This is a genomic window from Luteipulveratus flavus, from assembly GCF_029439465.1.
GTDB classification, from domain to species: domain Bacteria; phylum Actinomycetota; class Actinomycetes; order Actinomycetales; family Dermatophilaceae; genus Luteipulveratus; species Luteipulveratus flavus.
This window is the reverse complement of sequence record NZ_JAROAV010000055.1, coordinates 16,660-38,431: the sequence shown is the minus strand read 5'-3', so window position 1 is coordinate 38,431 and position 21,772 is coordinate 16,660. Positions and strand designations below refer to the sequence as shown.

Genomic DNA, 21,772 nt, shown 5'->3' with positions numbered 1-21,772 from the left:
CCGTGTCGTCGGCACCTGTCCCGCATCGTACGCAGCGGCCTACAGGTCCGCGAGCATCACCACCGGACGCTCGACCGCGTCGGCGACGAACCGCAGGAATCCACCTGCCGCCCCGCCGTCGCACGCGCGGTGGTCGAAGGTGAGGCCCAGCTGGGTGATGCGGCGCAGCGCGACCTGTCCCTCGTGCGCCCACGGTCGCTCGATGATCCGCCCGACGCCGAGCATCCCCACCTCGGGGTGGTTGATGATCGGGGTGGACCCGTCGACACCGAAGACGCCGTAGTTGTTGAGCGTGAAGGTGCTGCCGGTGAGCTCGCCGGGGCTGAGCTCACCGGCTCGGGCCCGCGCGGTCAGGTCGCGCAACGCCGCGGCCAGCTCGGTGGTGGACAGCGTGTCGGCGTCCTTCACGACGGGGACCACGAGCCCGCGCGGCGACTGCGCCGCGAAGCCCAGGTGCACCGCACGGTGGCGGACGATCTCCTGCGCCTGGCCGTCGATCGTCGCGTTCAGCTCGGGGAAGCGCTGCAGCGCCGCGACCGTGATGCGGGCCATCAGCGGCAGGATGCCGATGCCGGCGTCCGGACGGGCCGCCTTGAGCGCGTCCTTGGCGGCGACGAGCTCGGTGGCGTCGGCGTCCACCCAGGTGGTCGCGTCCGGGATCTCCCGGCGGCTCTGCGAGACGCGGTCCGCGATCGTCCGCCGGATCCCCGTGATCGGGATCCGCTGCGGCGAACGTTCCGACGTCGCGGGCGCCGGGGTCGACGTGATGTCAGGGCGCTCGTCCGGGGTGATCGCCCCGTTGATCGCCTGCTCGACGTCGGCGCGGCGGACCACCTCGCCCTGCCGGGCCACGGGCAGCGCGGCCAGGTCGACGCCGTGCTCGCGAGCGAGCCGGCGCACGATCGGCGAGATGACCCGTACGGCGCCCACGCCACCGCGCGAATCTCGGCTGTCCGGCCCTGCATGGACGGCCGGGTAGTCATTCTTCGCGGGAGGGGTAGACGTGTTGCGGCCGGCGGGTCGGACGACGCGGCGGCGGCGCTTGGACGATCCTGCTCCCGTGCCGTACCCGATCAGGACGGCGCCGGAGCCTTCCTCGGGCGCGGCGTCCCCAGTCGGCAGCTTGGCGCCGGCGCGCTCCTCCTCCCGGTACTGACGAGCACCCGCGAGCACCGTTGCTGCCGAACCGGACTCGCCACCCACGGTCACCAGCGGTGAACCGACGGGGACCGTGTCGCCCACCTCGCCGTGCCGGGTGGTGACCGTCCCGGCGAACGGGCACGGGACGTCCACGGTCGCCTTGGCGGTCTCGACGGTGACGACGTGCTGGTCGACGACCACCTCGTCGCCCTCGGCCACGTGCCACTCGACGATCTCGGCCTCGGTCAGGCCCTCGCCCAGGTCGGGCAGGTTGAAGACGCTCATGCGGTGGCACCCGCGCCCGCGTGGTGCAGGTCCGGCACGTCGTCCCACTGCAGCCGGGCGATCGCGTCCAGGATGCGCTCGACCCCGGGCAGATAGGTGTGCTCGAGCTTCGGTGCGGGGTAAGGGATGTCGAGTCCGCTGACGCGCAGCACCGGAGCCTCGAGCGAGTGGAAGCACCGCTCGGTCACGCGGGCCGCGACCTCGCCGGCGACACCGCCGAAGCCCTGCGCCTCCGAGACGACCACGCAGCGACCGGTGCGACGGACCGACTCCACGACGGTCTCGTCGTCGAAGGGGACGATGGTGCGCAGGTCGATGACCTCGACGTTCCAGCCCTCCTCCTGTGCCGCCTCGGCCGCCTTGAGTGCGGTCGGGACCGACGGGCCGTACGTCACCAGGGTCACGTCGGTTCCGTTGCGGCGCACCGCAGCCCGGCCGAACGGCTCGGTCGTGGCGGGCAGCTCCAGGTCGGCCTTGGACCAGTAGAGGACCTTCGGCTCCATGAAGACGACCGGGTCCGGGTCGGCGATCGCCTCGCGCAGCAGGCTGTACGCGTCCGCCGGCGTCGAGGGGGTCACGACCTTCAGACCGGGCGTGTGGGCGTAGTAGCCCTCGCTGGAGTCGCAGTGGTGCTCGACGCCGCCGATGCCACCGGCGTACGGCACGCGGATGACCATCGGCAGCGTGACCTTGCCGGCGGTGCGGTTGCGCATCTTCGCCACGTGCGAGGCGATCTGCTCGAAGGCGGGGTAGGCGAACGCGTCGAACTGCATCTCCACGACCGGGCGGAACCCGGTGAGGCACATGCCGAGCGCGAACCCGACGATGCCGGCCTCGGCGAGCGGGGTGTCGAAGCAGCGGTCCTCGCCGAAGTCACGGGTCAGGCCGTCGGTGATGCGGAAGACGCCGCCGAGCGTGCCGACGTCCTCGCCGAAGACCAGGACGTTCTCGTCCTCGGCGATGGAGTCGCGCAGCGCCTGGTTCAGCGCATTCGCCATGGTGATGGTGCTCATGCCTGCTCCTCGCTCTCGGCGTGCAGCTCGGCCTGGACCATCGCCCGCTGCTCCTGCTGCTGCGGGGTGGGCTCGGCGAAGACGTGGTCGAACAACGACATCGGGTCGACCTGCGGCTCGGCGTTCATCCGGTCGCGCAGGTCGGCGGCGCGCTCCTCGGCCTCCTGCTCGGCGTCGCGGACGCCCGCGTCGTCGAGGTGACCGCCGGCCGTGAGGTAGGTCTGGAGCCGGCTGAGCGGGTCCTTCGCCAGCCACGCGGAGACCTCGTCCGCGGTGCGGTAGCGCGAGGCGTCGTCGGCGTTGGTGTGCGCGTCCATCCGGTAGGTGTGCGCCTCGATCAGGAACGGGCCGTTCCCGCCGCGCGCGTGCTCCACCGCCGCGTCCATGACCGCGAGCACCGCGGCCGGGTCGTTGCCGTCGATCTGCTCGGAGCGGATGCCGTACCCGATGCCCTTGTACGCCAGGGCCGGCGCCTTGGACTGCTTCGCCAGCGGCACCGAGATGGCGTACTTGTTGTTCTGGACGAAGAAGATCACCGGCGCGCTGAAGACGGCCGCGAAGTTGAGCGCCTCGTGGAAGTCGCCCTCGCTGGTGGCGCCGTCGCCGATGAACGCCAGCGCCACGGCGTCCGAGCCGCGGCGCTTCTCGCCGTGCGCCGCGCCCGCCGCATGGACGAGCTGGGTCGACAGGGGAGTGCACTGGGGCGCGGTCTTGTGCGCGATCGGGTCGTACCCGCAGTGGGCGTCGCCGCGCAGCAGCGTCAGGGCCTCGACCGGGTCGACGCCGCGGGTGAACAGCGCAACGGACTCGCGGTACGTCGGGAACATCCAGTCACGCTCGGTGATGGCCTGCACCGCGCCGACCTGGCAGGCCTCCTGGCCGCGCGAGCCCGGGTAGACCGCGAGCCGGCCCTGCTTGGTGAGCGCCGTGGACTGCACGTCCAGCCGGCGCCCGATCACCATGCCGCGCCACACGTGCAGCAGCCGCTCCGCGGAGGGCAGCTCGTAGTGGTGGGCGTCGGTGGGCTGCTCGGCGAGCGATCCGTCCGGATCGAGCAGCTGGACCGGACGGGGCGACGGCAGCAGATGAGCGGCCACACCCCCCGGTGCGAGTGTGGTCTCCATCACGGCATCGTCCCGCCTCCGGGCCAGTTGGCTCAAACGGATCGGGTAAACGGAGGCATACTGTCTCGTGTGGCCGGACAATCTGACCAGACGTCTCGCGGAGACCGACCGGAGGCAGGCTCGGCTGGACAGTCGGCGCCGACTCCTCGGGCGCCCGCCGAGCTGGGGGTGGCCCGTCCGCTCGACGAGGCCGATCGCCGCATCCTCGCCGAGCTCGTCGGCGACGCCCGGTTGTCGGTCCGGGCGCTCGCCGAGCGTCTGCACATCAGTCGGGCGAACGCGTACGCCCGCCTCGACCGCCTGCTCAGCAGCGGCGTGATCACCGGATTCACTGCACGGTTCGCCCCGGAGCGGGCCGGCCTGGCGACGACGGCGTACGTGTCGGTCAACATCGAGCAGAACACCTGGCGCGCGGTGTCCGCCGAGCTGGCCGAGCTGCCGTACGTCGAGTCGATCGCGCTGCTGGCCTCGGAGTTCGACGTGCTCGTCCTCGTCCACGCGCCGGACAACGCGACGCTGCGGTCCCTCGTGCTCGAACGCATTCAGGCGATTCCCGGCGTGCTGGCCACCCGCACCTGGCTGGCCTTCGAGGAGATCCGCGGCAAGGGCCCCTTCCCGACCTGACGATCGGTCCGACTGGGCCGTACGGGTTAGGAGGGCCTAACATTCCGCCATGACCTCGGACGCCCTCGACCCACGCCTGGTCGAGATCGCCCATGCCTGCTTCGACTTCGCCCGCCAGGGCGACGCCGAGCGGCTCGCTGCGTACATCGACCAGGGCGTGCCCGTAGACCTGACCGACGCCTCCGGCAACACCCTGCTGATGCTCGCGGCCTACCACGGCCAGCCGGCCGCCGTCACCGCCCTGCTGGAGCGCGGCGCCGACGTGAACCGGCTCAACGACCGCGGGCAGTCACCGCTCGCGGGTGCTGTCTTCAAGGGCGAGGACACCATCGTGTTCCTGCTGATGGACGCCGGCGCGGACGTCGACGCCGGCTCTCCCTCGGCGAAGCAGACCGCCGAGATGTTCGGCCGCGGCGACCTCACCAGCCGCTGACCCCCCCCGGCTCTCCCACCCGGCAGAAGGTGGCGCCGGGCACAGCCATGCATGTGCAAACACCCAGCTTTCGCCGGTGGGGCCGGCAGAAGGTGGCGCCGGGCACAGCCATGCGTGTGCAAACGGCCAGCTTTTGCCGGGGAGGGGAGGGGAGGGGAGAGGGGCGCGGTCAGGCGGAGGCGTTCTTGTGGTCGGGCTGCAGCGGGCCGGGCAGGTGGCCGGTGCTCCTCACCCACACCTTGGCGGCCTGCTTGTGCGCGGCGGTGCGGGCGATGCCCATGATCGCGCCGGACACCAGCGCGAACGCGGCGGCTTCCTTCCAGCCCGTGTCCGGGTCGGCGGGGTTCTGCGGCGGCGGGCCGCCGGTGGCCGCCTTCCAGGTGCCGTCGGTCGCGGCCTTCGCCGCTCGCGCGGCGACCAGTCCGGAACCGATCGCGACGATCTTCCACAGCGCATTGCCCATCGGGCGACACCTTCCTCCAGGTCAGCGGGTCGTACGTCCTTGAGTACCCGGTCGCCGGCCCGCGGAACCTCATCGACCGTCCTCGGGTCGAGCCTGCCACGGGGCGGCGTGTAGCGTCGACCTACGAGACGACAGGGGAGCGCGGATGCGCTGAGAGTGCGGCCCCCGCCGCAGACCCTCGAACCTGATCCGGTTAGTACCGGTGGAGGAAGTCGAGCTTCTCCCTCCTCGCCCGAACATGGGGCGCGGAGATCCCCTCCTTGCGAAGGGAGGACGTCCCATGCGTCGTACGACGCACCTCGCGGCCGCCACGGCGGTCGCCATCGCCCTGGCCGGCTGCTCGCTGAGCAGCGGCGAGACCACCCAGCAGAGCACCGCCGCCACCGCCAGCGGTCCGGCGGGCTCCAGCGCGAGACCGGTCAAGCAGGTCGTGCTGGTCACCCACGACTCGTTCGCCGCCCCGAAGGAACTGCTCGCGCAGTTCACCAAGGACACCGGGTACACCGTGAAGGTCACCCCGAGTGGCGACGCCGGCCAGGTCGCCAACAAGCTTGTCCTCACCAAGGGCTCGCCCATCGGGGACGCGGTGTACGGCATCGACAACACCTTCGCCTCCCGCGTCGTGGACGCCGGCGTGCTCGACCCGTACACGCCGAAGGCGCCCGCCCAGGGTTCCCAGGCGTACGCGCTCAAGGCGGGCGGCGACCGGCTGACCCCGGTCGACTACGGCCACACCTGCGTCAACGTCGACACCACCTGGTTCGCGAAGAAGAAGCTCGCGCCGCCGCGGACGTTCGAGGACCTCACCAAGCCGGCGTACAAGAACCTGATGGTCGCCCCCGGCGCACCGACGTCGTCGCCCGGCCTGGCGATGCTGCTGGCCACGATCGGCCGCTACGGCGAGGGCGGCGTGACGGGCGGCTGGTCGGTGTACTGGCACAAGCTGGTCGCCAACGGCCTGAAGATCACCAGCGGCTGGGAGGACGCGTACAACGTCGACTTCACCCAGGGGGAGGGCAAGGGCGACCGCCCGATCGTGTGGTCCTACGACACATCGCCCGCCTTCACGGTCAAGGGCGGGACGTCGACCACCGCGGCCCTGCTCAACACCTGCTTCCGCCAGGTCGAGTACGCCGGCGTCATCAAGGGCGCGAAGAACCCCGAGGGCGCCAAGGCGCTGGTCGACTGGATGCAGGGCCGGGCGTTCCAGCAGGCGCTGCCGCCGAACATGTACGTGTTCCCGGTCGCCCAGGACGCACCGCTGCCGGCCGACTGGCAGAAGTTCGCCAAGCGCCCGACCAAGCCGTACGACGTCGCCCCGGCGACCATCGCGGCGAAGCGGCAGCAGTGGCTCACCCAGTGGCAGGACATCACCTCGAAGTGAGCTCCGCCGGCCCGGCCCCACTCCCCGCGGACGTGACCGACGTCAGGCCCGCGGCCCGTCGTGCCCTGTCGCGACGGGTGAGTGGGGGCTGGGTGCTCGCCGGGCTCGCAGTGGTGCCGCTGGCGTTCCTCGCGATCTTCTTCGTGCTGCCCGTCGGCGGCATGGTGGGCCGCGGCCTGCACCCCGACGGTCACTGGGCGATCGCGGAGTCCCTCGACGTGCTGGGGCGTTCGCGCATCCGCCGCGTCCTGTGGTTCACGGTCTGGATCGCCGCGCTCGCCACCGCGATCACCGTCCTGCTCGGGGTGCCGGCGGCGTACGCCCTGCACCGGTTGCGGTTCCGTGGCCAGCGGCTGCTGCGGGCGCTGGTGGTGATGCCGTTCGTGCTGCCGACCGTGGTCGTCGGCGTCGCGTTCCGGACGCTGCTGTCGCGGTCGGGACCGTTGGGGTTCCTCGGGATCGACGGCTCCTGGGTGGCCATCCTGCTGGCCCTGGTCTTCTTCAACCTCGCCGTCGTCGTTCGTACGGTCGGCGGCCTGTGGGAGAGCCTCGACAGTCGTGCGGAGGAGTCGGCGGCCGCGCTGGGAGCAGGCCCGGTCATGGTGTTCCGTACGGTCACGCTGCCCGCGCTCATGCCGGCGATCGTGTCGGCCGCGACCGTCGTGTTCCTTTTCTGCTCAACGGCTTTCGGCGTCGTGCTCACCCTCGGCGGCTTGCGGTACAGCACTGTCGAGACCGAGATCTACCTGCTCACCACCAACTTCCTCGACCTGCAGGCGGCGGCCGTGCTCAGCCTCCTCCAGCTGGCCGCCGTACTGGTGCTGCTCGTCCTGACCGAGGTGAGCCGCACCCGCCGCGAGCGTGCCGTCGCCCGCAGCGCGGTGCCGCACCCGCGGCGCCCGGCCCGGGGCGACGCCGTACCGCTGGCGCTCACCGCCCTGGTCGTCGCGTTCGTGGTCACCCCGATCGCCACCCTCGTGGTCCGGTCGCTGCGGGTGGACGGCCGCTGGAGCCTCGCGAGCTACCGCCGGCTGGGCGCGCCGAGCAGCACCGACGCGGTCCTCGTACCCGTCACCGAGGCGATCGCGAACTCCTGGCGCACCGCCGTCGACGCGACCCTGCTGGCGATGGTCCTCGGTGTCATCGTCGCCACGGTGGTCTCCCGCCGGCCGGCGACCCGGCGGGGTCGTCGCGGCCTGGCGGTCCTCGACGGTGTCTTCATGCTTCCGCTGGGGATCTCCGCAGTGACCGTCGGCTTCGGGTTCCTCATCACGCTCGACCGGCCGCCGCTGGACCTGCGCTCCTCGCCCGTCCTCGTCCCGATCGCGCAGGCCATGGTCGCGCTGCCCCTCGTGGTCCGTACGCTCGCGCCGGTGCTGCGCTCCATCGACCCCCGGCAGCGCGAGGCGGCGGCCGCGCTCGGCGCCGGTCCGGTCCGCGCCTGGCTCAGCGTCGAGCTGCCCGTGGTGTGGCGGCCGCTGCTGGCCGCGACGGGGTTCGCGATGGCGGTCTCGCTCGGCGAGTTCGGCGCCACCAGCTTCCTCGCCCGGCCGGAGCGCCCGACGCTGCCGGTCGTGATCTACCAGCTGATCGCGCGACCCACGGGCGAGAGCTTCGGGACCGCGCTCGCCGCGTCCGTGGTGCTCGCGGTGCTGACGGTCGTCATCATGGGTCTCGTGGAACGCCTGCGCGTCGGCTCCTGGGGCACGTTCTGATGGCCGCCGAGCCGGTGGCGGCCAGCGGTGGGGGGCTGGACGTCGAGCACGTCAGCGTCGCCTTCGACGGGACACCGGCGGTGGACGACGTGAGCCTGGCCCTGCCCGCCGGCGAGGTGCTCGCCGTCCTCGGACCCTCCGGCTGCGGCAAGTCCACCCTGCTGCGCGTCGTCGCCGGTCTGCAGCGACCCGACGGCGGCACGGTGACGTTCGACGGCCAGGACCTCACCGGCGTACCCACCCACCGGCGCGGGTTCGCGCTGATGTTCCAGGACGGGCAGCTGTTCCAGCACCTCAGCGTCGCGGGCAACGTGGAGTACGCCCTCCGCCGCCGGCGCGTCCCCCGGGCGCAGGCGCGGGACCGGGTCGCCGAGCTGCTCGGCCTGGTCGGGCTGCCGGGCCTGCAGGACCGGCGGCCGGCGACGCTGTCCGGTGGGCAGCAGCAGCGGGTCGCCCTGGCCCGGGCGCTCGCCGGACGCCCCCGGCTGCTCCTGCTCGACGAACCGTTGTCCTCCCTGGACCGGGCCTTGCGCGACCGCCTCGGCGCGGACCTGCGCCGCATCATCACGGCGTCCGGGACGACCGCGCTGCTGGTGACGCACGACCACGAAGAAGCGTTCACCGTCGCCGACCGGATGGCGGTCATGCGGGCCGGCCGGATCGTCCAGCAGGGCGTCACGGCCGACGTGTGGCGCCGCCCCCACGACGCGGAGACCGCCGAGTTCCTCGGCTACACCACGGTGCTCGAGGGGGAGGCCGCGTCGGCCGTCGTCCCCGGGGCGCGTCGGGTGGCGCTGCGCCCGCTCGCCTGGCGCGTCCAGCCCGACGGCGGCCACACCGGGACGGTCACCGCGGCCGCGCAGGGTGCGGACGTCGTACGGCTGCGCGTCGACATCGCCGGGATCGGCACGGTCGACGCGGTCGGCTCACTGCGCGAGTTCCCGGACGCCGGCGACCGGGTCCCGCTCGCGCTGGACCCGGTCGGCGTGGCCGTGCTGGACGGTGACGATCAGCTCGACGACGACGCCTGACGCTGCATGACGGCGTCGAAGAAGATCTTCTTGATGTCCTGCGGGTCCTTGGCCAGGTAGGCCTTGCTGGTCCCGCCGGCGGCCTTCGCGATCTGGCTCATCGCCGCCTGGTCGGTGGACGGTCCGACGCCGATGAGCACGACCGAGATCGGCCGGTGCGGGTCGCGCGAGCGGTTGAGGGTCGCGACCAGCGCCTCGAGGCTGATGCCGCCCTTCGGGTCGTCGTTCGCGCCGTCGGTGACCAGCGTGACGGAGTTGACCCGGTTCGGGTTGTAGGACTCCATCGCCGAGCGGTACGCGGCCAGCACCGTGTCGTACAGGCCGGTGTCGCCGGTGGTCTGGCCGGGGAGAGCCTTGAGCGCCTTGGTGAGCAGGCCGTACTGGTCGGTGGCGCCCACCTTGGCGTCCAGCCTGCGGATCGGCTCCATCTCCTTGTAGTCGTTCGCGCCGTTCTGGTTGGTCGAGAACCGCCACAGGCCGATCTCGGACGTCTTCGGCAGGCCGGCGAGCCCGGTGAGTCCGGCGTCGCGAGCGAGCTTGATCCGGGTGGTGCTGCCGGCGGCGAGGTCCATCGAGCCGGACACGTCGATGACGACGAGCTGACGGCTGTCCTGGGAGGCCTTGTTCCACAGGTCCAGCAGCCGGACGACCTCGGCGTCGGTGGGGTCGGTGGCGGTCTTGGGCAGGGTCGCGGGCTTGCCGGGCACGGACGGACCGGGGTCGGACTCCTCGATGCGGAAGCCGTTGCTGCGCAGCGCCACCTGGGCATCGTCGCCGGTGAGCAGCTTCTTGAGACCGTCGACGCCGGTCTGCGTCGCGCCCGCCGCGCCCTTCACCTGGATGAACGGGTACCGCAGCATCGAGACGCCCTCGGTGGGGACGAGCGCCGAGAGCTTGGACTGCGGGTTGTCCTGGTTGTACGTGGCGATGGCCTGCTCGCTGGACGGGAAGGCCTTGGCGGACGTACGCGGTCCGGACGCCTGGTCCAGCAGCGCGCCGCCGGCGGTGTCGACGTGGCTCATCTGCAGGATCGAGCCGGCGAACGCCGACTGCGCTGCCGGGTCGTTGCTCAGCACGCGACTGGCCGAGGTGACGGACAGCAGGGTCGCCGACGAGGACTGCGGGCGGTCCATCAGGAACGGCACCGTCGACGTGATCTGCTTCCACGGGTGGATACCGGTCGTCGCCGGGCCGGCCAGGCTCGCCGGCACCGCGATCATGCTGGGCGACGTCGCGATCGTCGGGCCGACCTGGAGGTCGGTCAGGCCCTTGTCCTGGGTCCACACCGGGGTGTCCGGGATCCACACCGCCGGGCGCTGCGGGTCCCTGGACCGGATGGCGTGCGCCACCTCCACCGGGCTGTTGACGGTGACGACGTACTGCGCACAGCCGTTCTCACCGATGGTGTCCTTGGTGAGGTCGTTGATGACCGGCGCGAGCTCCGCGGTCGTCGCCACGCGCAGCGGCTCCTGGAGGCAGCCCTCCGCGGACGCGGTCGTCCTCTTCTCCGCGGAGGTGTCGCCGCGGCCCTTCAGGAACCACCAGCCGCCGCCGGCGAGCAGCGCCACGACGGCCAGTGTGAGGATGCTCGCGAAGGCCCGGCTGGTGCGTCCGGAGGAGCTACGGTCGCGCGACGCCGGCGCGGCTGAGTGTCGTCCCACGGGGGGCCACTCTAAACGGCGCCGCGCAGCTCGCTGGACTCGTTCACGTCTTCCGCAGCCATTCTGTGATACGGATCACGCAGCGCGGTCGTTGACGTGGGCCCCTGGACCAGTGTCGGGCCTGCGAGCGTCGCCTGCGCGAGGTCGGGACGGTCGGTGATGATCGCGTCGACCCCGTCCCGGGCCAGCCGGCGCTGGTGGTCCGGGTCGTTGATCGTCCAGGCGCGGACGAGCAGCCCGTGGTCGTGGGCCAGCGCCACCAGCCGGGAGGCCACCCGACGGTCGGCGAGCCACGGCATCCCGCCGAGTCGCCACGGCACGTGCGCGGCGACGGCGCCGGCGCGTAACGGTCGCAACGGACGGGTGCCGAGCCGCGCACCCCCCATGAGCCCCGACAGCGACTTCCAGCCGAGCGCCGACCGGGTGCCCGGGCTGCGGTCGACGACGGCCTGCAGCCAGGAGTCCCACGCGCCGGCGACGCACACCCGAGCGCCTGAACCCGTGCGGCGCAGCGTGGCCGCGAGAGGTTCGACCGCCGCCTCGTCCTTCACGTCGACGAGCAGCTCCGCGTCGGGGAAGGACTCCAGCAGGTCCTCCAGCCGCAGGACGCCCGGCTCCGCCCGCAGCCGGTGCCAGGGCTCGGCGCGGACCGGCCCGGTGCGGCTCGTCGTCCGGTCCAGGGTCGCGTCGTGGAACGCCAGCACCACCCCGTCGGCGGTCACCCGGGCGTCGGTCTCCAGGACCCGCACACCCAGCGCCCAGGACGCCGCGAAGGCGGCGAGGGTGTTCTCGGCGGCGAGGCCGGCGCCGCCCCGGTGGGCGACGACGACCGGGCCGGCGGCGGGCGCGCTGGGCTCGGAGGCGAACACGTCACCCACTGTCCCGGCGCTGCCTCCCGACGGCCAGGGGCGCGGCGTCCTCTGCGCGCAACGTTCACGTCCGCTTCACGGCCGGGGCGCTCTCACCACCGCACGACCTTCGCTGCTTGCTCGGTGTACACAGATATGTTGCCTAGAGTTCACCCATGGCGATCGCGAGTGAACGGCTGCAGGCCCCGGTCGAGCAGCCGTCCGTCCCCTCGGACATCGCCTTCGGCCGCGTCACCTGGACCCTGCTGCGCCGGGCGGCGCTCGTCGTGTTCGCGGCGACCCTCGCGGTCTCCGTCCGGCTCGACGGCATCCCGCTCGACCGCGTCCGGATGACCCTGTGGATCCTCGTCGGTCTGTCGCTGACCGTGATCGGCAAGGGCTGGCGCGACTGGCTGCGCGTGATGGGGGACTGGCTGCCGTTCCAGGGCGTCCTGCTCGCGTACGACTACAGCTACGGCATCGCCGGCCGGTACGACTCCGTCGGCTTCCCTCGTGAGGGGGACACCAACGTCATCGGAGTGCCGCTGCACGTGACGTTCCCGGTGGACGCCGACCGCTTCCTGTTCGGGGGCACGCTGCCGAACCAGTGGGTCCAGGAGCACTTCGTCCCGGCCTCGGGCATCCCCTGGTACGCCGCCGTGGTGACGCTGGTCTACTGCAGCCACTTCATCGTGCCGCTGGTGACCGCCGCCGTCCTGTGGGTCCGCGACCGTGACCTCTTCCGGGCGTGGCGCGGCCTGGTCCTCGGCCTCGCGGTGGCCGGCCTGCTGACCTACTTCCTCTTCCCGATGTCGCCGCCGTGGCTGGCCTCGCAGCAGGCGGAGATCGCCGGAGCACCAGTCGACCGGATCACCGGCCGCGGGTGGAGCCTCCTCGGGCTGCACAGCGCCGGGCAGCTCCTGAACGACGGGCAGGCCCGCTCGAACCCGGTCGGTGCGATGCCCTCGCTGCACATGGCGTACGCCGTGCTGGCCGCGGTCTTCTTCATGATCCTGACGCGGCGCCGCTGGGTGCGCCGGCTGCTGCCGATCTACCCCGCCGCGATGGCCTTCTCGCTGGTGTACTCCGGTGAGCACTACGTCATCGACGAGATCGCCGGACTGGTGTACGCGCTGGTCGTCATCGGCATCTGGCGGCTGTGGGTGCGCCGCCGCCGCGAGGTCGGGTCCTCAGGACGGGAAGTGCCGGACGGTGAGGCTCTGCTCGGCACGGCCGACCGGCCCGAGGACGTCGTTGAGGGTGGTCGACGTCAGGCCGATCCCGCCCTCCCCGAACGACACTGAGGTGTCCAGCCCGATCCAGGCCGGATCGGGCGCGCGCAGCAGGTGGATCGTCAGGTCGACGTTCGGGTACATCATCTGCGTCGGCCGGACCCGGGTCGCGATGCCGTTGGCGAGGTCGACGAGCGTGACGTACGCGGCCGTCGGACCCACGTCGACGCCGCCCACCAGCGCCACCGGCGTCCGCGCCCAGACCTGCCGCCGGCCGTCGCGCCCGCCGGGGGCGGCGCGGTACTCCAGCGTGGTGAGGAAGCGGCCCTGCCACTCGGCGGCGGCGTCGGTCGGCTCGCAGCTCTCGGGGTCGGGCATCCCGGGCAGCTCGAGGCCCGCGACCTCGGCCGTGTCCTGACGCTGCAACCGCCAGGCCCGCGCGCGGATGATGACGCGGCCGCCGATCGTGGCGGTCGCCTCGAGCAGCTCGATGGTGCGACCGGGGCGCACGGTGGCCACCTGGACGTCGGTCTCCTCCAGCGGGATCTGCCCGAGGATCTCGAACGCCACCCGGCTGAGCACCATGTCCGGGCGCGGGTCGTGCCGCTCCAGCTCGTGGGTGATCAGCCCGGCGACGACGGACATGTGCTGCTCGTCCTCTCGCCAGGCGCCCTGCACCAGCGGTGTCGGGGCGTACCGGCCGGGGCCGAGCGGGAGGTAGTAGGCGTCGGTCGGTGCGGTCACCGCGTCAGGCTAGGACGAGCGCTCGGCGGCGCGCGCCCCGGCGTCCACGCCGTACCCGTGCGCGAGCGGCGGCAGCGCCACGCTCACCGGCGCGCTCCACTCGGGAGCCGGCGCCAGCGTGAGGTGGTACGCCGGCGCGGGCCGGTCGGGATCCGGCGGCAGGTCGGTGACGAGCACCGGGGCGTCGTGGGATGCGGTGACCATCCCGGGCACCAGCAGCTGGCCGAGCGGGTCGTCGGGCGGGACGGACGCGGCGAGCAGCCACCACACGCCCGGCGGCACCCCGACGAGTGAGAACGGGCCCGGCTCCATCAGCAGCGCACCGGCCGACGGTGCGCCGCGCGCGGCCGGGCGGTCGAACAGCCCGACGTACACGTGCGGGCGGGTCCCGACGTACGCCACGCCCGAGGCGTCGAGCGACACCGTGCCCTGGACCCGGCCCGTACCGGGTCCGCCCACCGCGATCGCCCGGAATGCGCCGGCGGCGAGCACGTCGGGCATCCGCCGGAAGCCGCTGGGGCTGAGCCCCACGTGCTCCACGAACCGGCGGGTGAACGTGCCGACCGAGCTGAACCCGACCGCCATGCACACGTCGACCACCGGGTCGTCGTCGGCCAGCAGCAGCGCCTTGGCCCGCTGGAAGCGCTGGGCGGCGAGGTACTGGACGGGGGAGATGCCGAGGGTGCGGGTGAACAGGCGCGACAGGTGGAACGGGGAGTAGGCGACGTGGTCGGCCGCGTCCTGGACGGTGATCGGCTCGGTCAGATGGGCGCGCAGGAAGCGCGCCGCCTCGATCGCCGGGTCGTGCACCGGACCAGCGTAGGCAGTGCCCCCGACAGGCGCGGTGCGACGGACACGAAGCCGTGGCGGACCCGTGACATTCGGCCCTGCCGGCCGGCTGCCGACCCTCGCTACGTTGTGGCGACGGTCGGCGTACGGGGCGGCGGCCAGCAACGGGGAGAGAGGCATGACGGACACCATCGAGGTCCAGGGCCTGGTGAAGCGGTACGCGGGGAAGGCCGTCGTCGACGACGTGTCCTTCACCGTCCGCGAGGGCGAGTTCTTCGGACTGCTCGGCCCGAACGGGGCCGGCAAGACCACCACGCTGGAGATGATCGAGGGCCTGCGCCGGCCCGACGCCGGGTCGGTCGTCCTGCTCGGCGAGGCGCCGTGGCCGCGCAACCCGCGGCTGCTGCCGCGCATCGGCGTGCAGCTGCAGGCGACGGCCTTCTTCGACCGGCTGACCGCGCGAGAGCAGCTGAGCACGTTCGGATCGCTGTACGACGCGCCGGCCGGGCGCGTCGACGAGATGTTGGAGCTGGTCGGGCTCGCCGACAAGGCGGGCACCCAGGCCGAGAAGCTGTCCGGCGGGCAGTCGCAGCGGCTGTCCATCGCGTGCGCGCTCGTCCACGACCCGGACGTCGTGTTCCTGGACGAGCCGACCGCGGCGCTGGACCCGCAGGCCCGCCGCAACCTGTGGGACCTGCTGCGCGAGATCAACGGGCGCGGCAAGACGGTCGTGCTCACCACCCACTACATGGACGAGGCCGAGATCCTCTGCGACCGGGTCGCGATCATCGACGAGGGGCGGATCCTGCGGATGGGGCCGCCGGCCGATCTCGTGCGCGGTCTGAGCGCGCCCACGCGCATCTCGGTGGAGCGAGCGGCGCTCGGGCTGGACGATGCTCGCAGCCTGCCGGGTGCCGAGAGCGCCGAGCAGGACGCCACGTCCACCGTCATCACCAGCCGGACGCCGGCACCCGTCCTGGCGGCACTCGCCGAGCGGGATGCGTTGGCCGGCCTGCAGGTTCGAGGTGCCACGCTCGAGGACGTCTTCCTCGAGCTGACCGGAAGGGCGTACCGCGCATGAGCTCCGTCATCGGCTCCGAGACGAGCCCGACCGACACCGGGGACGTACCGGTCACGGCGACGCCCGAGGGACGTCGTCCCCGTTTCAGCAGCAACGCTTTCCGCAGCCTGGCGGTCGCGATGTGGAAGGGCTTCGTCCGCGACCGTGCCGCCGTGTTCTTCACCTTGTTCTTCCCGCTGTTCTTCATCATCATCTTCGGCACCGTCTTCACCGACGGTGGCACCGCGAAGGGCAAGATCGCGCTCGTCGGCGACGTCAGCGTCATCCAGCAGCTCCCGCCCGACGCGAAGGCCGCCATCGACAAGACGCTGGAGCTGAAGACCGGGCTCACCCGGGACGAGGCGCTGCACGAGCTGCGCAAGGACGACCTGGACGGCGTGCTCGAGCAGCACGGCAACCGGCTGGAGCTGAAGGTCTCCAACGGCGACCAGGTGGGCGCCGCGACCGTGCAAGGCGTTCTCGGCTCGGTGGTCGACAGCACCAACATCGCCGTCACCGGGCAGCAGCCCCGCTACACGTTGAGCTCGTCCTCGGTCCAGGACGAGTCGCTCAAGGCGATCCAGTACGTCACCCCGGGCATGATCGGGTACGGCATCGCGGTCGGAGCGACGTTCGGCGCGGCGACCACGCTCGTCGAGTGGCGCAAGCGCAAGGTGCTGCGGCGGCTGCGCCTCGCGCCGGTGCCGACGTCCTCCATCGTCACCTCCCGGGTCGCCGTGTCGCTCGCGATCGCGCTCTTCCAGCTGGCCGTCTTCGTCGGCGTCGGCATGGTGCTCGGGCTGCGGCTCACCGGCTCCTGGTACATGGCAGTCCCACTCACGCTGTGCGGCACCCTCGCGTTCCTGTCGATCGGGCTGTTCTGCGGATCGGTCGCCACGTCGTCCGAGGCAGCGGTCGGGATGGCCAACCTCATCACCCTGCCGATGGGCTTCCTGTCCGGCGCGTTCATCCCGCTCGAGGCAGCGCCGGGCTGGATCCAGGCGATCGCGAAGGTCCTGCCGATGGGCTGGCTGGTCCAGGGTCTGAAGGACACGATGGTGCGCGGGGAGGGACCGGCCGCCGCGATCCTGCCGATGCTGCTGACGCTCGGGTTCGCCGCCGTCGTGACCCTGATCGCCACCCGGTTCTTCTCCTGGGAGGACAGCTGAGCCGGGCCCGCTGAGCCGGACTGGCCGGCCGTCACGCCCGCCGAGGTGTGGCGGCCGGTGGGCCGACTCGGCCCCACGGCGCGGCTCCGGCCGGCGTCGTGGGGCCGACTCATACCTGGTTCACAGGTTCAGCGACGCGAACCACAGGTTCCCGTACGACGCTGGGCGGACCTGGCGGGTGATGGAACCCGCTACCGACGAGAGGTCTCATCCATGTCCCGACGCACGAAGCTGACCGCCGCAGCCGCCGGGCTCGGTGTCGTGGCTGCCGGAGCCGTCGCGGTTCCGGCGCTCGCCGCGAGTGGCTCCGCGACCCCGAGCGTCTCGGCGTCGTCGTCCCCGACCGCCGGCACCGGCTCGTCCGGGTCCGGCTCCGACTCCACCGCCCGCGACCACGGGCCGCGTGGCGGCATGAGTCTGTTCGGCTCGACTGCCGCACAGGTCGCCACGGCTGCAGGCGCGACGGAGACTCAGCTGCGACAGGGTCTGCGCGACGGCACGTCGCTCGCCGAGATCGCGTCGTCCCACGGCGTCGCCAAGAGCACGCTCGTGAGCCGGCTCGGCGCGCTGGTCGACCAGCAGGCGGGCACGATCGTCGACCGCAAGCACGGTGGTCAGCCGGACGCGGGCCGGCAGGACTCCGGTCGCAGCAACCCCCTCGACGACGCGCTCGCCGGCCTGGTCAAGAAGGGCACGATCACCCAGGCGCAGGCCGACGCCATCACCAAGGCCGTGCAGCAGCAGCGGCGCACCGACGGTCCGGCCGGCAAGCAGGACCGTCCCGGCCCGATGAAGGACCACGCGTCCGACCTCGCGAGCCTGCTGAAGCTGTCCGAGGCCCAGCTGCGGACCCAGCTGCAGTCGGGCAAGTCGCTCGCCGACGTGGCCAAGGCCCAGGGCGTCTCTCGCGACACCGTCGTCGCGAAGCTCGCCTCGCTGCTGAAGGCCGATCTCCCGACGATCGTGGACCAGAAGAACGCCTTCGGTCCGCAGATGCCCGGCGGACACGGTGGCCCCGGCGGACCGGGTATGGGCATGGGCCAGCAGCCCGGCTCCGGCTCCGGCTCGGGGTCGAACGGATCCAGCGGCTCGGGCACTGGCGGGGGTACGACCGGCGCGGTCGAGGTCCCGTCGGCCACCTGACCACACGCTGGTTGAGCCGGTCGATCCCCTCAGGGCGAGACCGTGTCGAACCCGGTGCGGCGTGGGGAGACTCTCCCTGCGCGGCACCGGGTTTCGACACGCGCCTCGGCCAGCGCCTCGGCCCGGCTCAACCAGCGGAGGGCCGGCTCGACCGGCGAGGGGCCGGGACTCGAGTGGCAGTGGCGGTGTCGTGTGAGGGTGAACCCATGACCATCACGCCCGCGACCGCGCCGCTCCTGCCCGCCCGCGTCAGGGACACGACCGACGCGGCACTCGCCCGTGTCGACGCAGCGCTCGAGGGTACGGGCGCGCGCCTGGTCGGGCTGTACCTGCACGGATCCCTGTGCTGGGGCGAGTTCTTCGCCGGCAGCGACGTCGACTTCGTCGGAGTGCTCGACCGGCGCGCCGATACGGACGTCATCGAGGCGTTGCGCCATGCGCACGAGGCGATCGCCGCCGAGCCGGCCCGACCCGCGTACGACGGGTTCTACGTGACGGAGGCGGACCTGGCGCGGCCTCCCGCCGACCTCGCCGACCACCCCGGCGTCCTGGCGGGCACGTTCGCCGTGGGGCGGACGGGCGACGCCAACCTCGTCACCTGGCACGAGCTCGCCGAGCGTGGCATCACCGTACGAGGTCGGGACGCGGCCGAGCTCGACGTCTGGACGAGCATGCCCGCGCTGCAGGCGTACTCGCGCGCGAACCTGGAGGCGTACTGGCTGGGGCAGGTGTCCGGGCTGGAGGCGGACAAACCCGTCCTGGCGTCCGACAGCGAGTGGTGCGTGCTCGGCATCGCCCGTCTGCACCATGCGCTGCAGACCGGTGCGATCACGTCGAAGTCAGGCGCGGGCCGGTGGGCGCTGGAGGTGCTCGACGAACGGCACCACCCGGTCGTCCACGAGGCGCTCGCGCACCGCGAGTCGGGCGCGTCCGACGCCGCGTACGACGCGGATCCGGAGGTGCGTCGGCGAGCGGTCGTCGCGGTGATGCGCGAGGTGCTGGGAGAGTATGGGCTGTGATCAAGGTGAGCATCATGTACCCGACCACGCCCGAGGCGCGGTTCGACCACGACTACTACCGCGACCGGCACATGCCGCTGGTGGGTGAGCTGCTCGGTCCGGCGTGCCTGCGCTGGACGATCGACAAGGGCGTGAGCGGCCGCCAGCCGGACATCGACCCGCCGTACGTCGCGATGTGTCACATCTACAGCGAGTCGGTCGAGTCGTTCCAGGAGGGCTTCGGCCCGAACGTCAAGCAGATCATGAACGACGTCGGCAACTACACCGACATCAGCCCGGTCATGCAGATCAGCGAGGTCGTCGTCGACTGAGGGCTCGCGCTCCACTGGCTGTGGACAACCTACGGCCGTCGGTCGGGGATGTGGATGACGAATCTCCTTGCGGGGCAGTGATATTCGGGCCTTTGGGGGCTTGCCCCGATCGTTCGAACGTGCGTACGATCGAGGCATGGAGTCGGTGTCCGCGAGTGCTGTGGAGTCGCTGCTGACCCGGGTGCCGCCCGGGCCGGCAGCGGACGCGGTGCGCGCGCTGGGCCGGGCTGTCGGAGCCCTCGCGGCGCTGCCGGACGCGCTGCACCAGGTCGGCTCCGACGACCTCGGCGCGCTCGTCGGGCTGCTGGGCGAGACCGCTGCGCGGGCACAGGCCTCGATCGTGATGGCCACTGCGGAGGCGCAGACGCGGGGGGTCGTCCGGGAGTCGCGCGCTGCGAGCACGGCGCAGTGGGTCTCCACGGCCGCCGGCGGCCTCGATGCAGGCGACGCCTCGCGGATCGCCGTGGTGTCCACGGCCGTCACCGACCCCGAGAACGCTCTGCTGCGCGAGGCGGTGGCATCGGCGCAGTGCAGCCCGCGGGCGGCGCAGGTGACGCTGCGCGAGCTGGAGCAGGTCATGCCGTCGCTACCCGACTTCACGCGCACCGAGTGCATGGCGTACTTCATGCCGGTGGCCGCGTCGGGCACGGCCAAGGACCTGCGTCACCTGGCGCGGTGGCTGGTGGCGACGTACGCGGACGACCGGCTCGAGCGCGACGACGCCCGGCTCGAAGAGGTCGAGAGCCTGACGTGGTCGGAGCTGCCCGGCGGCCTGCGCCGCTTCGTCCTCGACCTCGCGCCGGCGCACGCGGCTCGACTGGCGTCCGCGGTGCAGGCCGGCGCCGGGCCGCAGCCGGTGGTCGATCCCGAGACCGGCGTGCAGGCGCCCGACCTCCGTTCACCGGCCAAGCGGCGAGCGGATGCGTTGATGGAGCTCGTGGCACTGGTCCAGTCCGCCGACACGAGCGTGTCGCACGGGTCGACGACGAAGCTCGTGCTGACCATGAACCTCGAGCACCTGCGGCGTGACCTTCGCGCGGCGTCCGAACCACGGGACCTGGGGAGCGTCGCTCCGGCGGCGGACCTCGCGCCACGATCTCCGGTACGCACGGGTGGCCTCGCCGTCAGCAGCATCGGTGACACCGTGGACGCCGGCACGGTTCGGCGGCTGGCGTGCGACGCGGACGTCATCCCGCTGGTCCTCGGTTCGCGGTCGGAGCCGCTGGACGTCGGTCGCGAGCAACGCCTGGTGAAGGACGGGTTGCGTACGGCGGTGGTCGCCCGGGACGGGTGCTGCACCTTCCCGGGGTGCGACCGGCCGCCGGGCTTCTGCGAGGTGCACCACGTCGTGGCGTGGTACCGCGGCGGCGACACGTCGCTGCTCAACTCCGCCCTGCTCTGCCGCCGACATCACACGATCGTGCATCGCGACGGGCTGGTCGCCGACGTCACGCCGTACGACGTCCGGTGGGCGGGCGGCCATGCACGCAGCGCGTGACCCGTCGCAGCGCCGGGGGAGCGCAGACGACGGGCCGCACGTGATCAGGCGGAGGTGCGACGACGGGCCGAGCAGTCTCCGATGCGGAGTCCGCTCGGCCCGTGATCGGCCGGTCATCGGCCCGTCAGAGATCGAGTGAACGTGTCTCGTGGTCGACGGTGTAACCGAGCTGGTCGTACAACGCGCGGGCACCCTCGTTGTAGCCGAAAACGTTGAGCCCCAACGCGACCGAGCCGTGCTCCTGGCACCAGCGAGCACCCGCGGTCATGATCGAGCGGCCGTACCCGCGACGACGCTGCAGCGGGTCCACCACGACGTTGTAGACGAACGCCCGGGGCTGGGAGTCGTCGATCCACAGCGAACCGATCGGGGTGCCCTCCGCGTAGGCGGTCCAGAACCGCTGGCCGGGGCTGTCCAGCCCGTCCGGGACGAGCTGGGCGATCTGGGTGCGGGCGACCTCGCGGGCGCGCTCCGGTGTCTCGCCCGCCGTCTGGCGCGACTCGGCGTACGACGCCTCCTCGTCGGACATGAATGCCTCGTGCTGCTCCGGCGTCATCGGTCGCAGCTCGACGCTGCCGTCGTCCTCGACGGGCGGACCGTCGAGCAGCAGGGTCATGTTGGTCGCGCGGACCGTGAGTCCCGGGCGGTCGGCGAGGGCCTCGGACGAGGCATCGCCGGGCCGCACGGTCATCCAGAGCTGTGCTGCGCCCTCCGCGCGGGCGGCGTCGGCGATCAGCTCGCGGACCTGTGCGCCGTGCCCCGGGTCGGCGAGCAGGACGTCGACGAGCTGAGCCTGCGAGCCGTCGGGCGTGCGCCGCCAGAAGACCCAGCCGGCGTGCTCGTGGCCGACGACCGTGATGGTCGAGTCCGGATCGGTCGTCTCGGCGTCGACCCACTGCACGTGCGCCCGCGGGGTGTCCACCCCGTCCGGGAGCATCTTCCGCAGCTCCTCCGCGGCCCGTTCCTGCGCGCGGTCCATCGCCTCGGTCTCCAGCACGAAGTGCACCGCGCCCAGCCGCTCGACCTCCCGGACGAACCAGGCCTCGTAGTCACCGGCCGCGACCGGGTTCAGACGGACGGCCACGG

General features: G+C 72.3%; 21 protein-coding genes and 1 riboswitch. Of the genes, 12 read left to right on the top strand and 9 right to left on the bottom strand.

Annotated elements, in window-relative coordinates; translation table 11 throughout:
• Positions 1-39: 39 nt before the first annotated feature.
• Genes P4R38_RS19315 through pdhA form a run of 3 tightly spaced genes read right to left on the bottom strand, consistent with a single transcriptional unit; the run spans position 40 to position 3,562 of the window.
• Entirely contained in the window at positions 40-1,425 is a 1,386-nt protein-coding gene (locus tag P4R38_RS19315) for a dihydrolipoamide acetyltransferase family protein (protein ID WP_277193603.1), read from the bottom strand.
• Positions 1,422-2,438 (bottom strand): alpha-ketoacid dehydrogenase subunit beta, encoded by a 1,017-nt coding sequence (locus P4R38_RS19310; protein ID WP_275237366.1) that lies wholly within the window; start codon positions 2,436-2,438, stop codon positions 1,422-1,424. Before P4R38_RS19310 ends, P4R38_RS19315 begins: the two co-directional genes overlap by 4 nt.
• The gene (gene pdhA, locus P4R38_RS19305) at positions 2,435-3,562 is read right to left on the bottom strand and encodes a pyruvate dehydrogenase (acetyl-transferring) E1 component subunit alpha (protein WP_277193601.1); all 1,128 of its coding nucleotides are present in this window, start codon (positions 3,560-3,562) and stop codon (positions 2,435-2,437) included. Before pdhA ends, P4R38_RS19310 begins: the two co-directional genes overlap by 4 nt.
• A gap of 168 nt (positions 3,563-3,730) precedes the next feature.
• Here pdhA and P4R38_RS19300 point away from each other — a divergent pair, with 168 nt between their 5' ends.
• Both P4R38_RS19300 and P4R38_RS19295 read left to right on the top strand, forming a co-directional pair.
• Positions 3,731-4,186, top strand: a complete 456-nt coding sequence (locus P4R38_RS19300) for an Lrp/AsnC family transcriptional regulator (RefSeq protein WP_277193599.1) — start codon at positions 3,731-3,733, stop codon at positions 4,184-4,186.
• Between the two features lie 49 nt (positions 4,187-4,235).
• Positions 4,236-4,619, top strand: coding sequence for an ankyrin repeat domain-containing protein (locus P4R38_RS19295; RefSeq protein ID WP_275237368.1), 384 nt, complete (start codon positions 4,236-4,238; stop codon positions 4,617-4,619).
• Positions 4,620-4,788: 169 nt separating this feature from the next.
• Here P4R38_RS19295 and P4R38_RS19290 read toward each other — a convergent pair whose 3' ends face one another.
• The gene (locus P4R38_RS19290; protein ID WP_275237369.1) at positions 4,789-5,082 is read right to left on the bottom strand and encodes a DUF4235 domain-containing protein; all 294 of its coding nucleotides are present in this window, start codon (positions 5,080-5,082) and stop codon (positions 4,789-4,791) included.
• A 123-nt stretch (positions 5,083-5,205) separates the two neighbouring features.
• Positions 5,206-5,310, top strand: a riboswitch (TPP riboswitch).
• Positions 5,311-5,362: 52 nt separating this feature from the next.
• On the opposite strand from P4R38_RS19290, the gene P4R38_RS19285 reads away from it, so the two are divergent.
• From P4R38_RS19285 to P4R38_RS19275, 3 genes are read left to right on the top strand one after another with little or no spacing between them, the layout of a single operon-like run.
• Positions 5,363-6,466, top strand: coding sequence for a thiamine ABC transporter substrate-binding protein (locus tag P4R38_RS19285; RefSeq protein WP_277193598.1), 1,104 nt, complete (start codon positions 5,363-5,365; stop codon positions 6,464-6,466).
• A gap of 32 nt (positions 6,467-6,498) precedes the next feature.
• On the top strand, positions 6,499-8,181 hold the full coding sequence (locus P4R38_RS19280) for an ABC transporter permease (protein WP_409201288.1): 1,683 nt from the start codon (positions 6,499-6,501) through the stop codon (positions 8,179-8,181).
• Complete coding sequence (locus P4R38_RS19275; RefSeq protein WP_277193597.1) at positions 8,181-9,212, top strand: ABC transporter ATP-binding protein; 1,032 nt, start codon at positions 8,181-8,183, stop codon at positions 9,210-9,212. Before P4R38_RS19280 ends, P4R38_RS19275 begins: the two co-directional genes overlap by 1 nt.
• Here P4R38_RS19275 and P4R38_RS19270 read toward each other — a convergent pair.
• A complete protein-coding gene (locus P4R38_RS19270) occupies positions 9,191-10,873 on the bottom strand; it encodes a substrate-binding domain-containing protein (protein ID WP_275237372.1) in 1,683 nt (560 codons plus the stop codon). The genes P4R38_RS19275 and P4R38_RS19270 overlap by 22 nt on opposite strands.
• 11 nt (positions 10,874-10,884) lie before the next feature.
• Positions 10,885-11,742, bottom strand: coding sequence for a glycerophosphodiester phosphodiesterase family protein (locus P4R38_RS19265; RefSeq protein WP_277193595.1), 858 nt, complete (start codon positions 11,740-11,742; stop codon positions 10,885-10,887).
• A 155-nt stretch (positions 11,743-11,897) separates the two neighbouring features.
• On the opposite strand from P4R38_RS19265, the gene P4R38_RS19260 reads away from it, so the two are divergent.
• Positions 11,898-13,025: a phosphatase PAP2 family protein gene (locus P4R38_RS19260; protein ID WP_277193593.1), complete on the top strand. Its 1,128-nt coding sequence runs from the start codon at positions 11,898-11,900 to the stop codon at positions 13,023-13,025.
• Here P4R38_RS19260 and P4R38_RS19255 read toward each other — a convergent pair.
• Both P4R38_RS19255 and P4R38_RS19250 read right to left on the bottom strand, forming a co-directional pair.
• Positions 12,912-13,697 (bottom strand): thioesterase family protein, encoded by a 786-nt coding sequence (locus P4R38_RS19255; protein WP_277193592.1) that lies wholly within the window; start codon positions 13,695-13,697, stop codon positions 12,912-12,914. The two genes, P4R38_RS19260 and P4R38_RS19255, sit on opposite strands and share 114 nt — an antisense overlap.
• 9 nt (positions 13,698-13,706) lie before the next feature.
• A complete protein-coding gene (locus P4R38_RS19250; RefSeq protein WP_277193590.1) occupies positions 13,707-14,507 on the bottom strand; it encodes a helix-turn-helix transcriptional regulator in 801 nt (266 codons plus the stop codon).
• A 157-nt stretch (positions 14,508-14,664) separates the two neighbouring features.
• Here P4R38_RS19250 and P4R38_RS19245 point away from each other — a divergent pair, with 157 nt between their 5' ends.
• The 6 genes from P4R38_RS19245 to P4R38_RS19220 all read left to right on the top strand — a co-directional run bounded on the left by P4R38_RS19245 (position 14,665) and on the right by P4R38_RS19220 (position 20,686).
• Positions 14,665-15,567, top strand: coding sequence for an ABC transporter ATP-binding protein (locus tag P4R38_RS19245; protein WP_277193588.1), 903 nt, complete (start codon positions 14,665-14,667; stop codon positions 15,565-15,567).
• Positions 15,564-16,715, top strand: coding sequence for an ABC transporter permease (locus P4R38_RS19240; protein WP_277193587.1), 1,152 nt, complete (start codon positions 15,564-15,566; stop codon positions 16,713-16,715). The genes P4R38_RS19245 and P4R38_RS19240 overlap by 4 nt, the downstream gene beginning before the upstream one ends.
• A 213-nt stretch (positions 16,716-16,928) precedes the next feature.
• Positions 16,929-17,858 carry a hypothetical protein gene (locus tag P4R38_RS19235; protein ID WP_277193586.1) on the top strand — a complete coding sequence of 310 codons (930 nt, stop codon included), beginning with the start codon at positions 16,929-16,931 and terminating at the stop codon, positions 17,856-17,858.
• 206 nt (positions 17,859-18,064) lie between these two features.
• Entirely contained in the window at positions 18,065-18,877 is an 813-nt protein-coding gene (locus tag P4R38_RS19230; protein WP_277193584.1) for a nucleotidyltransferase domain-containing protein, read from the top strand.
• Positions 18,874-19,188, top strand: coding sequence for an EthD family reductase (locus P4R38_RS19225; RefSeq protein ID WP_277193583.1), 315 nt, complete (start codon positions 18,874-18,876; stop codon positions 19,186-19,188). Before P4R38_RS19230 ends, P4R38_RS19225 begins: the two co-directional genes overlap by 4 nt.
• A 136-nt stretch (positions 19,189-19,324) precedes the next feature.
• Entirely contained in the window at positions 19,325-20,686 is a 1,362-nt protein-coding gene (locus P4R38_RS19220) for an HNH endonuclease signature motif containing protein (RefSeq protein ID WP_277193581.1), read from the top strand.
• 124 nt (positions 20,687-20,810) lie between these two features.
• Here the strand turns inward: P4R38_RS19220 and P4R38_RS19215 are convergent, their stop codons facing one another.
• Positions 20,811-21,770, bottom strand: coding sequence for a GNAT family N-acetyltransferase (locus tag P4R38_RS19215; protein WP_277193580.1), 960 nt, complete (start codon positions 21,768-21,770; stop codon positions 20,811-20,813).
• Positions 21,771-21,772 lie beyond the last annotated feature (2 nt).